We start from the raw sequence: 14,566 nt of genomic DNA, 5'->3' as shown, positions 1-14,566 counted from the left end.
AGGTCAGCGCTGGTAATTCTTGAAGAAATTCCAGCTGATGGTGGTGGCGTCCGGGCCCAGCTCATCGCTGAAGGGCCAGCCCGGAGGACCACCGCTCCAGGCGTGGTTCATGCCTTCCACCGTGTATTTCTGGGCGACCACAATCCCGTTGGAAATATAGGTGTCGATGGTGTAGCTGCGGCCATACGGCACCGTCTGGCGCACGATGCTGTCGGCACGGTAGCGCACGCTGTCATTGTCCAGGCCATCGTCGCCATAATCGCTGGTCTTCAGGAATTGCTCGATGGTTTGCTCGCCATTGACCGGGTTGACGACGATGTCAAACGTGCCGTGAAACACCATGGTCGGCATCAAGTGGCGCGGTGAACCGGAACAGCGCCAGGCATCCTTGCCGCGCACCCTGGGATCGAACGCACTGCCATTGAAGAGCGAATCGGCCGCCGTCACCAAGCCGGTCGCGCCCTTGTACATGCCGCCCGAATGCACCATCACGGCAGCGAACACATCCGAATAGCAAGCGGCCATGATGGACGCCATCGCGCCACCGGCCGAAATGCCCGTGACGTACACGCGGTGCTGGTCGACGCTGTATTTACTCTTGACCTTGTTCAAGATGCCCATGAAAACGGCAGGTTCGCCCGTGCCCCTTTCCTGGTTCAGCGGCAACATGAAATTCCAGCAGCGCATGGGGTTGGCCGTGACGTTCTGGCGCGGATACACAACGATAAAATTCTCGCGGTCGGCCAGTTCATTGTAGCGGCTGACGGCCGCCATGCTGTTCGGCTCGGAAGCGCAGCCGTGCAGCATCAACACCACGGGCAAGGGTCTACCCGGCTGATAATTGCTCGGCAGCCACACCTGGTATTCGCGCGAGCCCCACAGGCTGGCGTAGAGGCCGAAATCCCATTGCCCGGCGGCGGCAGGCATTGCCGCCAGCAAGGCGCAGGCGGCGATGAAGCTAGTAAATAAGTGACGCAGATGCAAACGCAGATAGGCCATGATCATCTCCATGAATGCTGGGGTTAAATGCTGGGATCAGTCTCTTGGGGACGGATCCCGGGTAAGAACTCCTTAAAATTTATAGCCGGCCTTGGCAATGATCTGGCGCGGCGGTCCATAAAAACCGTCGAGGATGAACAGGGCCGGGATGTTGTAGCCATCCGTGCGATAGCGTTTATTGCCCAGGTTGCTGCCGTGCAAGCTGAAGGTCCAGTTCTTCGGCGCTTCCCACACCACACCGGCCGTCCACAGACTGTAGCCGCCCTGCGCCAGCACTTCGCTCAAGTCGGTAGTCGGATAGACCTTGCTGCGGTAGCCAAAGCCGACCAGGCTGCGCAGCGCGCCGCCAAATACATCGCGGTCGGTGCGCATGAGATTCAAGCCCACTTGCCGGCTCGGTGTATTGCTAAACTTTTGCGTAGACGCAATGTTCTGGCCACCGCTGAGGAATTCGCCATAGCTTGCGCTCAGCAGCGCCACGAAACCGTTCACATCCCACTGGCGATTCGGCCGCCATGAAAACTCGAATTCCGCACCCTTCACTGTCGCCTTGCCCGCATTCGTGAAGTCGCCATAAAAGCCGGGCAAGCCGCCCGGCTGCACATAGCTGGTGAATACCGACAACTGAATATCCTTGTAGCGGTTGTAGAACAAGGCCACGTTGACGTCCAGGGTATCGTCCGGCTTGGCGTACTTCAAACCCACTTCCAGCGCATCGAGTGTTTCATCGCGGTAAGGGCGGGCCGAATCGGGCACGACCAGATTGTTGGCGCGCACATTGTAGCCACCCGACTTGAAGCCGCGCGATACGTTGCCGTACAGATTGGTCGTGTTTGACGCCTGGTAGCGCAGCGACAGTTTCGGCGAGGTATTGCTGACCGACAAGGTCTTGTCGAAGTCGGCCGCCGTCTGGATAGGCCGCGTAAAAGCCACATCGGCAAAGGCGCGGTTGAGCACGATGGCGCGCTTTTCTTCACGCGTATGGCGCAAGCCTGCATTCAGGCTCCACAACTGGCCCAGCGGCCAGGTCCAGTCCGTGTACAGCGCCGTGCTGTCGGTCTCTACCGTGCTGACGGCGGCAGTGAATTGTCTACCCAGGAAATTGTTGTAGATACCGCCGCCAGCCGTGCCTTCAAAGCGGTACAGGCCGATCACGCCGGCACCGTAATCGCCGCTGTAGGAGGCCTGCAATTCCAGGCTTTTCTGGTCGTCGTGGGAATCGCCGAATACGTCGGCGATCGGCTGCGGCAAGCCATCGAAGTCGATGGTTTGCTCGGAGGTGCTGCGCCGCTTGGCGCCTATCACTTTCAGCGACCAGTCGTTCGACAGCGCATAATTGGCGACCAGCGAGCCGCCCCGGTTATGCGTGAAGTTATTGCCCGGCATGCCACTCTGGATATCGTAGGCGCTGGTGCTCGGCGGGCGTTTGAGCGGATCAAAGGCGCTCACGCCCATGCGCTGGAAACCGCGCACGCCCGATTTATCGTCGGTGGCGTCCAGGCTCAGCACCACGGTGAGCGGGATCTCTTGGGGAAAGTAGCCGACGGATATGCGCGCCGCCGTGCTGTCCTGGTCGCTGACCTGTTCGCCGTTAAAGGTGTTGCGGCCGAAACCATCCCGGTCCAGCTTGGCGGCGGCCAGGCGCGCGCGCCAGGTGCCGCTCTCGTTGGCGACATTGAAAGCAGCCTTGAAGTTGCGCTGATGGTAGTTGCCGATGCCTACTTCCGTCGAAGCGCCGTTTTCCTTGGCCAGTGGCCGCGAGATATATTTGATGGCGCCGCCGATGGTGTTCTTGCCGTACAGCGTGCCTTGCGGTCCGCGCAGCACTTCGATGCGCTGCACGTCGAATACGTCGAGCAAGGCGCCTTGCGGCCGGGCCATATAGACGTCGTCGAAATAAATCCCCACACCCGGGTCCACGCCCCAGACCGGGTCCGCCTGGCCCACGCCGCGGATGAACGCGGTCAGGGTGGTGTTGGTGCCGCGCGAAGCGTAGACGGTGAGATTCGGCACCCGCTCCTGCAAGTCGGCCAGGTTCTGGATATTTGCCCGTTCCAAGGCCTTGGCAGAAAACGCCGTGACCGCCAGCGGCACGTCCTGCAAGCGCTCTTCGCGGCGGCGGGCCGAGATTGTGACGGACTCCATCCGCTCTTGCGCCTGGGCATCATCACTGGACGGGGCCGCCCGCTGTTGCTGTGCGTGGGCCACGCTGGCCAGGCTGAAGCATCCTGCAACAGCCAGGGTGATCGGTATCAGTTGTGTAGCAAGTTTCATGGCGTCTCCTGTTATCAAGCTCGCTGGCAGCAAAGGCAGATGGCTGGGTTGCAAAATCGCAAGACGTAACGGTCCCCGCACGCACCTGGCGAGCACCTGTCCTGCAATGACAAAACCCGATCCCTGCCGTTACAGCAGTGGCCTGTTTATTTATTTTGAATGTGAACTAAGGAAGGACCGCAACAAGGTATTCACACGCTGCGCCTGGTCCAGGGGCGTGGCATGACGCGAATTCGCAATCACCTCGAATTCGCAGTGTGGAAACTGTGCCGCAAAGGCCTGCTTGCTTGCGACGGGCGTGTAATCCTGATCGGCCGCAAGGATGCGCACCGGCATGGTCAGGGCATCAAAACGGACCTCGATCTGCCAGTGAAAGATGGCGTCCAGCGCGGCCAGATAGGCGCGCTTGTCCATGTCCGCCATCTGCGCGGCGAAACGTTCCACCAGCGGCTGCTGCTCTGGATCGGGAAACAGTTTCTTGCCGATGATCTTGCCCATGGCCTTCAAGCCGAAGGTAGCGATCACCGTGCGGCGCAGCCAGTAGGCGAACAGCAGCGCAGGCGGCTTGCTGCCCTGGAACGGTTGCGAATTGATCAGGCACAAGCTGGCGATGCGGCCAGGGGCAAGATTGGCCATCTCCAGGCCCACCATGCCGCCCAGCGAAAAGCCGACGACATGCGCGCGCGGCACATCGAGCTGGTCCATCAGATTGAAAATATCGTTGGCGAAGTCAGCGATCTGCCAGGCGCCCTCAGGAGCGGGACTACGGCCATGGCCGCGCATGTCGGGCACGATCAAACGGTAGTTGGGGGAAAGAGCCTCGATCTGCGGCTGCCAGTCTTGCGCGCAGGAACCCAGGCCATGCAATAGCAGGATGGGTTCATGATGCGTGGGCTCACCCTCCCCGCCAGGCTTACCGAGGCCAAGGTCGAGGTAATGCAATGGAACATCGGATGTCGTGTGACGCCGCATTCTGTCTCCTTGCTATTGAACATGCTTTGTGTTCAGTGCAGGGATATGTTTCCCTGCTGTTGGAAACATAATACGGAATCCGAATTCCGATTTCAAGTTAAATCGCTAAATATCTCAAGTCAGGTAATTTAAAGCAACACGTACCAACTCGTCTTCCAAGGCAGGCGCCGACAAAAACGACAGCGAACCCGTCAAGGTGTGCTGGTTCAAAATACCCAGCAGCACGGGCGGTATCACCATCATCGCCTGCGTGGGGTCGGGGTGGCGGATGCTGGCCGATTTGCTGGCCAGCACGGCCACCGTGCGCTGTGAAATCAAATGATTGATCTGGTGCACGCGGTCGCGGAATTGCGCATCCTGCGAAGAACGCGTGATCAGCGCGCGCAGCACGCCGCGCCGGCCACCATTGACGCCGACAAACATCGCCACCATGGCGCGAATGAAGTCTTCCAGGCTGCGCCCTTCCCATTGATGCAGCTCGGTTAAAGTCTCGACTTGCTCCACCATATCGGAAAAAAAGCGCTGCAGCAGCAAGCGGCTCAAGGTGTCCTTGTCGCCCAGCAAGCGGTAAAAAGTGCCCACGGAAGTCTCGGCCAGCCTGGCCAGGTCGGCCACGCCGATTTCATCGAAGCGGTTTTCAGCCAGCAACTGTTCCCCCACTAGCAGCAAGCGTTCAAACGCCTGCTTGCTGCGCGCCTGCGTGGGTTCCGGTGGAACGATCATTTGCGGAAAGGGAATCGGGGATGGGGGCATGCTCGCCTGTGTCTCGTGATAGTGGAACCGAGGTTCCGTTATGAGGGAGACATATTGTAACGCGAGCGGCGCATAATGGGGCAGCCTTGCTCAGGCGTGCAGCGCAGCGTGCACCATCGCCCCCTCACACTCGATGGCCGCGCCACGCCATATATACGTCGCCCGCTGATAGTGCAAACCGGTTTCAGGCGTCAATGACAAAGTAAGAAAACGAGCTTGCAAGCGCACCCGCTGCTTGCCCTGCCCGTCCAGGCATCATCAGCTCGTCATGGACATTTTGGCGCCGCCCGAGACTTCGATGCTCTGGCCCGTCACCCAGCGGAAATCATCCGACAGCACCGCCGCGATGGCGGCAGCCACATCGTCCGCCTGCCCCAGGCGTCCAAGAGCCGTCTTGTCAACGATGGCCTGAATCAGCACCGGATACTTGTCATAGGCATCGTCGGCGATACGCGTGCGCGTGGCGCCTGGCGCGATAGCGTTCACGCGAATGCCGCGGCCGCCAAATTCAATCGCCATACAGCTGGTCAATGTCGTCAGCGCCCCCTTCATCGCCGCATAGGCAGATGTCCCCGGCCCCATGCCGCTCCTGGAGACGGCATTGCTCGTCACATTGACGATCGCGCCACCATCCGCAAGCAGCGGCAACAGCGCCTGGGTCAGGAAGTACGGTCCCTTGAACATGACACGGTGATACATATCAAACAATTCTTCCGTCGTCTCTTCGAAGGACGCCATTTGCAAGATGCCCGCATTATTGACGAGATAGTCGAAAGAACGCGCCTGCCATTCGCGCTCCAGCACGGCGGCCACCTCATCCTTGAATGCCTTGAAACTGGCGCTGAGACCCACGTCGAGGCGCAAGGGAATCGCCCTGGCGCCGCGTTCCTTGACGGCCGCGACAATTTCCAGCACCCGCTCTTCGTGGCTGTGATACGTCACGATGGAATCGACGCCACGCTCTGCCAGTGCGATGGCAGCCGCGCCGCCTATGCCAGAACTGGCGCCCGTGATGATTGCGATCTTACTCATGGATAACTCCTCATTTAAACGTTGCGATGAGATCATTTTAGGCGCGGTAGTCGATACGATCTATAATCAAACGTCTTAAATACATTATGGATCGTCTGTATGGAACCACTCGCTGACATCATGTCCCTGCTACGTCCACGCGCCGTCGGAACCAAGCTGATGCAGGGATCCGGCCGCTGGGGCGTGCATCGCGCACAGACGGCATACGCCGGTTACGGGCTGGTACTGGCGGGGCAGTGCTGGCTCACCATCGATGGCCATGCGCCCCTGCGCCTCGATACCGGCGACTTCATCCTCGTGCCCGGCGCTCCGGGCATCACAATCGCCAGCCACATCGACAGCGATATCGTATCGCTCGACGCGCAAGATCCCATGGCGTGCCAGACCAGCCAGGGCTGGTACGGCGATCAGGAGCGCGAGGCCGACTTCAAGCAACTGGGCGGCTCTTTTGAACTGGACGCGCTCAACCGCAATTTACTGGCCGCATTGCTGCCGGCCTTTGTCCACATACAGGCAGCGGATCCGGCAGCGCAGCGATTGAACCGCACGATCAAGCTGATCGTCGAGGAAGCACTGGCCGACCGCCCAGGCCGTGAGCTGCTCATTGAACGGTTTATTGAAGTGCTACTGGTGGAAGCACTGCGATTCCACATAGAAAGTGTGGATGCCATCGGACAACCGGGCTTGCTGGCGGGCCTGGCGGATCCCCACCTCGCGCGCGCCCTGCGGCGTCTTCACCAAGACGTGGCCCATTCCTGGTCCGTGGAAACGCTGGCCAGGCAGGCAGGCCTGTCACGCTCCGTCTTCAGTGCGCGCTTCACCCAAAAGGTCGGCGTGCCGCCTATGCAATACCTGATCAACTGGCGCATCGCCCTGGCAAAAGCGATGCTCCAGCGCGCCGCGCCGCCCCTGGAAACGGTGGCGGCAGCGATCGGTTATCAGTCGGCAAGTGCGTTTAGTACGGCGTTCAAGAGAGAGGTGGGCCAGGCGCCCCGCGAGTATGCAAGGGTGGTAGAGTAAAACGCCACCTCGGCTCGCACAGAAAATAGCTGTCCAGCATCGGCGATACGGGCGCGACACGTTACGATGATGAGGTCGAGCAATATGCACTGGCCATCCTGCAATCGGTGCGGGCGGAACACAATTACGGCGCTTATATGTTGCTGGCAGCCAGGCCAGCGGCAGAGCAGCGTCAGATTGCAGCGTTTATCAGCCAGGAAGAAGACGATGGCTGGCTGTCGCATTGCGCTGGCCTGCTGGGAAATCAGCATAAGGGCTGAACTTTGAATGAATCAACTGAGGAATATCATGTCGGTCTACGCAATCACCATTCCCTGCTACGCACAAATGCTGCGCTCCCTGAACATCATGCTGGCCAAGGGGGAAGAACGGGCCCTGGCACTGGGCTTCGACCCGCAAAACCTGCTCGATGCGCGCCTGGCGCCGGACATGCACACGCTGGCCCGGCAGGTGGAATTTGTCTGTACCCAGGCGCAGGAAGCCGTGTGCCGGCTGACGCAGCAGCCTTTGCCCAAACTCGATACTCCCGGAAATATGCTGGCGGCAAAAGCGCTGATCGCGGCAACCCTGGCCATGCTGGCCGGCGCTGACCAGGCCTCAATCGACGACGGTGCCCAGCGGCAAGTATCGATCACGCTGGCCGATGGATTAGTCTTTGACATGACAGGCCAGGAATACGCCGCCAACTGGGCCACGCCACAGTTCTATTTCCACCTGGTGACGGCGTACAACATCCTGCGCCACAACGGCGTGCCGCTCGGCAAGGCGGAATATGTGCAACATATGTTTGCCTATTTGCGCCAACCTTGAAGTTCCAGGCTTAACGCATCCATTGATCTTGCCCCTCTCGATGATGGCCTGGGCGGGCGTCGCCCTGCCCGCCGCGATCGACGACAGCTTGGCGCCCCCTGCTGGCGCCTGTCACCATGATCTGCAGGCTGTTTCCCTTTCTTTTTTATTGAGTTGATTCGAAGCAAATCCTAAAAGTGTTTTGTTCAGTACAACTGAGATACCCCGCTGGCCCTTGCCACATCAAAAGCTGAAAACCTGTTTCACATCGCGAAAACACGCCCTGTCATCGGCCACACACACGCTCTCACTTTTTGAAAATTCATCTCATATCCTGAAATTTTCATGTCAAGTCTTTGATAAATAAGGAATTAAATTAAGTTATATGTCTTATATAAGACTTGATGATCCTGACTGAAAAGCCTACTATTAATTCATGCAGTCTGCCTTACAGACGTGGCGGCACACTCGACGATTTTCTCAAACTTAGTTTTTTCTTCAGGAGATAGACATGTCCCAATATCAAGACGACATCAAGGCAGTTGCCGGTTTGAAAGAACAACAAGGCAGCGCATGGAACGCCATCAATCCCGAGTCGGCCGCCCGCATGCGCGCCCAGAACCGTTTCAAGACGGGCCTGGACATCGCCAGGTACACGGCCAAGATCATGCGTAGCGACATGGCCGCCTACGATGCGGACCCATCCAAATACACGCAGTCGCTCGGTTGCTGGCACGGTTTCATCGGCCAGCAAAAGATGATCTCGATCAAGAAACACTTCAACAGCACCGACCGCCGCTACCTTTACCTGTCCGGCTGGATGGTGGCTGCGCTGCGCTCCGAATTCGGTCCGCTGCCCGACCAATCCATGCATGAAAAAACGGCAGTCACCAGCCTGATCCGCGAGCTCTACACATTCTTGCGCCAGGCCGATGCACGCGAACTGGGCGGCCTGTTCCGCCAGCTCGATGCCGCCGACGGCAGCGCCAAGGCAGCCATCCAGGCCAAGATCGATGGCCACATAACCCACGTGGTGCCCATCATCGCCGACATCGACGCCGGTTTCGGCAACGCCGAGGCAACCTACCTGCTGGCCAAACAGTTTATCGAAGCGGGCGCCTGCTGCATCCAGATCGAAAACCAGGTATCCGATGAAAAACAATGCGGCCACCAGGACGGCAAAGTCACGGTGCCGCACGAAGACTTCCTGGCCAAGATCCGCGCCATCCGCTACGCCTTCCTGGAACTGGGCGTAGATGACGGCATCATCGTCGCCCGCACCGATTCGCTGGGCGCCGGCCTGACCAAGCAGATCGCCGTAACGGCCACGCCAGGCGACCTGGGCGACCAATACAATGCCTTCCTCGATTGCGAAGAAGTGTCGGCCGATGCGCTCGGCAATGGCGACGTGATCATCAAGCGCGACGGCAAGCTGCTGCGCCCGAAACGCCTGCCCAGCAACCTGTTCCAGTTCCGCGCCGGCACCGGCGAAGCGCGCTGCGTGCTCGACTCCATCACCTCGCTGCAAAACGGCGCCGACCTGCTGTGGATAGAAACGGAAAAACCGCATATCGCGCAGATCGGCGGCATGGTCAGCGCAATCCGCAAGGTCATTCCGAACGCCAAGCTGGTGTACAACAACAGCCCCTCGTTCAACTGGACCCTGAACTTCCGCCAGCAAGTCTACGACGCGATGAAAGCCGAGGGCAAGGATGTGTCGGCCTACGAGCGGGCACAACTGATGAGTGTGGAATACGACCAGAGCGAACTGGCGCGCACGGCCGATGAAAAGATCCGCACCTTCCAGGCCGACTCGGCCCGCGAAGCCGGCATCTTCCACCACCTGATCACCTTGCCGACCTACCACACAGCCGCCCTGTCGACCGACAACCTGGCCAGGGAATACTTCGGCGACCAGGGCATGCTGGGCTATGTGGCCGGCGTGCAGCGCAAGGAAATCCGCCAGGGCATCGCCTGCGTCAAGCACCAGAACATGTCCGGCTCGGACATCGGCGATGACCACAAGGATTATTTCAGCGGCGAAGCAGCGCTGAAGGCGGCCGGCAAGGACAACACCATGAACCAGTTCTGATGTTCTGGTGTTGAAGCAAATAAGCTCGCTGCGGCGAGCTTATTTCTTTTGGGAGTGAAGAGTTAGGGCTGCAAAGCTTGCGCCACGGCATAACTGTCTTCCAGCATATGGCAGCGCACGATCAAGCCATCACGCACGGTCACGTCAAAGGCAAACGCCGTCTCCATCAGCTTGCCGGTGCTGCGCGCACGCGAAGCCAGTTGCCCCAGCACCACGCCGCGCTCGCCTTCGGCCAGGATGGCGTGCACTTCGAAGCGCTCTGAAACAAGCTGCTCGCGTATCTGCTGATAAAACCCGGCCACGCCGGCCCGCCCCACCTTGCGGCCTATCCAGGGCACGCTAGCCAGGTCGCCGGCGATATGCCAATCGACCTCGTCACTGAACAGCGTGGCGATCTGTTCAGGGCTGGCGCCGCCGCCCACGGTGGCAAATAAATTCTCGATCGTCTCGCGCGTCGTGCGGTGATTATTCATGCTGATTCCATTTATGTAGTCAATATTAAATAATTATCCGAGCCCGCCACCACGCATGTCAATGATTTCTGTATGATGCACTACAAAAATAAGGTGATAGAGGAAAGAGACGATGACTACCCGAGGCCGCCCGCGCGCGTTTGACCGTGAGCAAGCTTTGCAAACAGCGCTGATCACATTCTGGGAAAAAGGCTACGACCTGACCCAGGTCGCCGACCTGACGGCCGCCATGGGCATCAAGCCGCCCAGCTTCTACGCCGCTTTCGGCTCCAAACAAGCCGCCTTCAACGAAGCCATCGATCTCTACCTGCGCACAGTGGGCAGCAAGACCATCCACGTGCTCGAGCAGACGCCCAAGGTGCAAGACGCCATCGGCGCCATGCTGGCTGAAAGCATCAATGCCGCCCTGAGCGCTCCGGCTGGTGGTTGCCTGCTGATCCTCGGCGTGATCCACCGCACGCCAGACAACGCCCAACTCTGCCAGCGCCTGGAAGACATACGCCGCAGCAACCTCGACAGCATCCGCACACGCCTGCAGCGCGGTGCAAAGGAAGGCCAGCTGGCTGGCTCCGCGGTGGAAGGCTTGACGCAGTTGATTGCGACGGTGCTGCAAGGACTTTCTTTACGGGCGCGCGATGGGGCCACGCGGGAGGAACTGGAACTTGCTGTGGAGGGGGCGATGGGGATGTTTGAGGGTTAAGCGAAAAGTCTGGCCAGATCGTAGTTTGCCTGGCTTGCTCCACGCACGGCCTGACGCAGAACCGCCCCTCATGATGAGGGACGGAAACCGGATCAAGAACGCACTATCCCTTGCGGCGGAATTCGACACGTTGACGGCCGATCGTCTGGGTAACGAAATCGGCGTCGGCTGGAATCGGCTCCCAGAAAAAACCTCTTTCGAACAGCGGAATACGATCGAATTTTCGAGAACGGAAAATCCACCTGTTCTTCTTGAATTCGCTGTAGCGGTCGCCCTTGAACTGCTGGTGTACCGCGCTAAAGGGCAGCAATCTCTCGGCAATATCAGGAAACACCAATCCTGGATGAGCATCTTTAAAGTTTTCAAGATGCTCGAATTGATCGCGGCAAATAATCTGAATCGCAGTTTCCGGAAACTTATAGCGTTGCGCCCACAGGACGTGCCAACCCGATTCCGTCTGATTGATGAAATCCACCAGTCGCTGGCTCAAAATAAAAGCATCCGATTCGATATGGATGATCTTATCGGCCCCCAAGGCTTTGGCAACCTCGACGGAATGCAGAAAGCTGCGCCACCAGCCCGGATAAGTCTCCATATCTTGCCGTCCCAAGTTGTCATCGAAGCGGATGATGAGGTTTTCATCTTCATTCGATGCCAGAGGTGCATCATGAGGCAGCATATTGATGCTATCGCGAGGTGGTAAAAATGGCGACCCATCGTCAATCAGAATCTTTTTGACCGCATGGATTGGCACGTCTTTGTAGTAGTCAAGCCAGCGCTGATATCGACTTTCCCATGCGTCGGCATCCCTGATAAAACTGGTGCAAAATATAATACTTTTCATTTTGGTGGTAATTATTTTTCTTCGGGCGTTGCCAGCTCTATCTCATTTTCCGCTGAGATATGAGCTTAAAAATGATTGTGGCGCGCTGTCTGAGCAGTGCCTATATCGTCACAATCTGGATGCCAAAGGAAAGTCCAGGTCATTAAACTTTTTTCGTTCGCTCGCTTTATGCATTGATAGCGGAGAAACTGTGCAGTACCTGCATTCGGCAACCTGCTCCAACGACGAGAAAATCCTCAGCATGCTATCACATAAATACCCAATAATTCGAGATGAAAATTTACAACATGACATCAATATGTGCTGGGCAAAAGATAGCCGCAGGGCATGCCAACCCCGGCGCAAGCGCTTGATAGGCTCATGTCCGCAGGCAAGTTTGAGGTGTGATAACCTTTGCCTCTTGTCGCCGGCACACGCAGAGATAAACATGCGCGAAAAGCCTGCTCTCATGCTGGCGTGTCGCCGGGAATGATATGCATTTCTTGTGGAGCTAAAGTGCCTGATATAACTGCCTTGCTGATGTTTGGACTCGTGGCGCTAGGGATGGCGTTGACGCCAGGGCCCAATATGATTTACCTGATTTCCCGTTCCATCAGCCAGGGCCGGCGCGCAGGTTTCGTCTCCCTGGGCGGCGTGGCGCTGGGCTTCCTGTTCTACATGCTGTGCGCGGCATTCGGCATCACCGCCTTTGTGTTTGCCGTGCCCTACGCCTATGACTTGCTGCGCTTCGGCGGCGCCGCCTATATGCTGTATCTGGCCTGGCAAACCCTCAAGCCGGGTGGGCGCTCCGCGTTTGCCGTGCGCGACTTGCCCGTCGATGGGCCACGCAAACTCTTTCTCATGGGTTTTATCACCAACCTGGCCAATCCCAAGATTGCAGTCATGTATTTGTCCTTGCTGCCGCAATTTATTACGCCAGGTCACGGAAGCGTACTGACACAATCGATATCACTGGGCTGCGTTCAAATCCTCATCAGTGTGACAGTCAATGCCGTGATTGCCATGATGGCAGGGTCGATTGCAGGCTTTTTGGCGCGGCGACCGGGATGGGTATTGGTACAGCGCTGGATGATGGGTGGCGTGCTGACAGGTCTGGCGGTAAAGATGGCCTGGGAAGGCAAAAAATAGATCAAGGAGTTTTTGCTTTCTACCTTGATTGCAAGAAACTGTATCACTGCGTGCCTTGCTACTCCTTGCAATATCCTCCATCGCGATCATGCTGTATCCACCGTACGACGCAGTCAGTACGGTGGCAGTCAATGTCTAGCCAGCTAATTAAACCCCAGCCACCCCCTGCAAGCTGATGCCCGACTTGCTATGCACGACCTGTTCGCCGCTACGCTTGAGCGAGCCATCGCTGCCGATGGCGTAGACGACGATCTTGTCGTTGCCGGCGAAGTCCTGATACAGGAACTTGCCATCCGGGCTGATCCAGGCGTCGGCCGCGAAGCTCGATGCGCCCGCAGTAATTGCAGGTTCGACAGCCGCGGCGGCATTGAGCAATGTCAAATGGCCAGTCGCATCGAGCGAGAACTGGGACACAGCACCGCTGCCATTACTCACATACACAAAACGGTTGTCTGGCGTAATAGTGATCCAGCACGGCGCCTTCTGGCCCGTGACGGTGATGGGCGCGCCCAGCGAGCTGAAGCTGCCGCCAGCCGTCAAGTTGTAAGCGCTGGCCGTGGTGCCGGCTGCGTCAGCCGTCAGATACACATTGGCTTGCGCGCCATGGCCGAACACACCGCCAAATGGACCGACGCCGACCGTGGCCGAATTGACCGGCTTGCCCAAGGTGCCATCGCTATTGATCGCGAAAGCCAGCAATGTATTGCCCGGCGTGACCGGTGTCAGGGAACTCAAGAAACCATTGACCACCACAAATTTATGATCCGGGCTGATCGACACTTCGGTCGGCAGCGCATCTTGCTGCAGCACGGCATAAGAGCCCAGTTGCGTCAGCTTGCCATCGGCGCCCACGCGGTAAGCGCCCAGTTCGTTCCCACCCTGCTGATGCGTCACATACAAGACACCGTTATTGAAAGCCAGCGAAGTAGGCCGGATACCGCCAGTGGACGACACGCCCAGCAAGGTCAGGCCGCCGGTCGGCGCAATCGTGAAGACGCTCACGGTATTGTCACCCGCATTGGCAACGAACAACTGCTTGCCATCGTCAGTGACAACCACGCTGTGATTGCTGGTCAGCGCATCCGGCGCGACGGTATTGCCCATGAAGTAGTTCACGCCATTGGTGCCCTTGCCGCCCGTCGCGACTGGCGCCATTGCGGTCAGCGTGCCATCGGTATTGCGCAGATATTGCACCACCATATTGCTGCTGTCATTGGTCTGGGCAAACAATTGCGAAACCGGTGGCACCTGGCTGCTGCTACCGCCGCAAGCCGCCAACAAGGTCGCTACCGCACTGGCGATTAAAATATTCTTGATCATTTGTTTCTCCACAAAGTTTTTGTCTGGCGTCGCCGGGATTGGCTGCGCTGTTATGCCATCGGCCAGGGGGATTGGCCTTGGGGCTTCGGACGATAGTTCGCTGGGTGGAGAGATTTGGTTACAGTTGGGAGAAATTTGTTGTAACTTCGTGGAACTGGCTCAGGTGGCAG

13 protein-coding genes are annotated in these 14,566 nt (G+C 58.2%); 5 read left to right on the top strand and 8 right to left on the bottom strand.

Going from position 1 to position 14,566, the window contains the following annotated elements; genetic code table 11:
* Nucleotides 1–3: 3 nt before the first annotated feature.
* The 5 genes from HDE72_RS06280 to HDE72_RS06260 form a co-directional block, all read right to left on the bottom strand.
* Nucleotides 4–999: an extracellular catalytic domain type 1 short-chain-length polyhydroxyalkanoate depolymerase gene (locus HDE72_RS06280; protein WP_221291183.1), complete on the bottom strand. Its 996-nt coding sequence runs from the start codon at nucleotides 997–999 to the stop codon at nucleotides 4–6.
* Nucleotides 1,000–1,071: 72 nt separating this feature from the next.
* Entirely contained in the window at nucleotides 1,072–3,273 is a 2,202-nt protein-coding gene (locus tag HDE72_RS06275; protein ID WP_183738030.1) for a TonB-dependent receptor, read from the bottom strand.
* 150 nt (nucleotides 3,274–3,423) lie between these two features.
* Complete coding sequence (locus tag HDE72_RS06270; RefSeq protein ID WP_183738028.1) at nucleotides 3,424–4,245, bottom strand: alpha/beta fold hydrolase; 822 nt, start codon at nucleotides 4,243–4,245, stop codon at nucleotides 3,424–3,426.
* A gap of 114 nt (nucleotides 4,246–4,359) precedes the next feature.
* Nucleotides 4,360–4,998: a TetR/AcrR family transcriptional regulator gene (locus HDE72_RS06265; RefSeq protein WP_183738026.1), complete on the bottom strand. Its 639-nt coding sequence runs from the start codon at nucleotides 4,996–4,998 to the stop codon at nucleotides 4,360–4,362.
* 258 nt (nucleotides 4,999–5,256) lie between these two features.
* Complete coding sequence (locus tag HDE72_RS06260) at nucleotides 5,257–6,030, bottom strand: SDR family NAD(P)-dependent oxidoreductase (protein ID WP_183738024.1); 774 nt, start codon at nucleotides 6,028–6,030, stop codon at nucleotides 5,257–5,259.
* Between the two features lie 99 nt (nucleotides 6,031–6,129).
* On the opposite strand from HDE72_RS06260, the gene HDE72_RS06255 reads away from it, so the two are divergent.
* From HDE72_RS06255 to HDE72_RS06245, 3 genes are all read left to right on the top strand, one after another.
* Complete coding sequence (locus HDE72_RS06255; RefSeq protein WP_183738022.1) at nucleotides 6,130–7,050, top strand: AraC family transcriptional regulator; 921 nt, start codon at nucleotides 6,130–6,132, stop codon at nucleotides 7,048–7,050.
* A 288-nt stretch (nucleotides 7,051–7,338) separates the two neighbouring features.
* Nucleotides 7,339–7,860 (top strand): DUF1993 domain-containing protein, encoded by a 522-nt coding sequence (locus HDE72_RS06250; RefSeq protein ID WP_183738021.1) that lies wholly within the window; start codon nucleotides 7,339–7,341, stop codon nucleotides 7,858–7,860.
* Between the two features lie 490 nt (nucleotides 7,861–8,350).
* On the top strand, nucleotides 8,351–9,931 hold the full coding sequence (locus HDE72_RS06245) for an isocitrate lyase (protein ID WP_183738019.1): 1,581 nt from the start codon (nucleotides 8,351–8,353) through the stop codon (nucleotides 9,929–9,931).
* Nucleotides 9,932–9,993: 62 nt separating this feature from the next.
* On the opposite strand, the gene HDE72_RS06240 is transcribed toward HDE72_RS06245, so the two are convergent.
* Entirely contained in the window at nucleotides 9,994–10,404 is a 411-nt protein-coding gene (locus HDE72_RS06240; protein WP_183738017.1) for a nuclear transport factor 2 family protein, read from the bottom strand.
* 112 nt (nucleotides 10,405–10,516) lie between these two features.
* On the opposite strand from HDE72_RS06240, the gene HDE72_RS06235 reads away from it, so the two are divergent.
* Nucleotides 10,517–11,104 carry a TetR/AcrR family transcriptional regulator gene (locus HDE72_RS06235; RefSeq protein ID WP_183738015.1) on the top strand — a complete coding sequence of 196 codons (588 nt, stop codon included), beginning with the start codon at nucleotides 10,517–10,519 and terminating at the stop codon, nucleotides 11,102–11,104.
* A gap of 103 nt (nucleotides 11,105–11,207) precedes the next feature.
* On the opposite strand, the gene HDE72_RS06230 is transcribed toward HDE72_RS06235, so the two are convergent.
* The gene (locus tag HDE72_RS06230; RefSeq protein ID WP_183738013.1) at nucleotides 11,208–11,948 is read right to left on the bottom strand and encodes a hypothetical protein; all 741 of its coding nucleotides are present in this window, start codon (nucleotides 11,946–11,948) and stop codon (nucleotides 11,208–11,210) included.
* Between the two features lie 495 nt (nucleotides 11,949–12,443).
* Between HDE72_RS06230 and HDE72_RS06225 the strand changes: the two genes are divergently transcribed.
* Nucleotides 12,444–13,076: a LysE family translocator gene (locus tag HDE72_RS06225; protein ID WP_183738011.1), complete on the top strand. Its 633-nt coding sequence runs from the start codon at nucleotides 12,444–12,446 to the stop codon at nucleotides 13,074–13,076.
* Between the two features lie 147 nt (nucleotides 13,077–13,223).
* Here the strand turns inward: HDE72_RS06225 and HDE72_RS06220 are convergent, their stop codons facing one another.
* Entirely contained in the window at nucleotides 13,224–14,396 is a 1,173-nt protein-coding gene (locus HDE72_RS06220) for a lactonase family protein (protein ID WP_183738009.1), read from the bottom strand.
* Nucleotides 14,397–14,566 lie beyond the last annotated feature (170 nt).

The organism is Janthinobacterium saanense (assembly GCF_014200675.1).
Taxonomy (GTDB): Bacteria; Pseudomonadota; Gammaproteobacteria; order Burkholderiales; family Burkholderiaceae_D; genus Janthinobacterium.
This window is presented reverse-complemented; position numbering and strand designations above follow the sequence as displayed.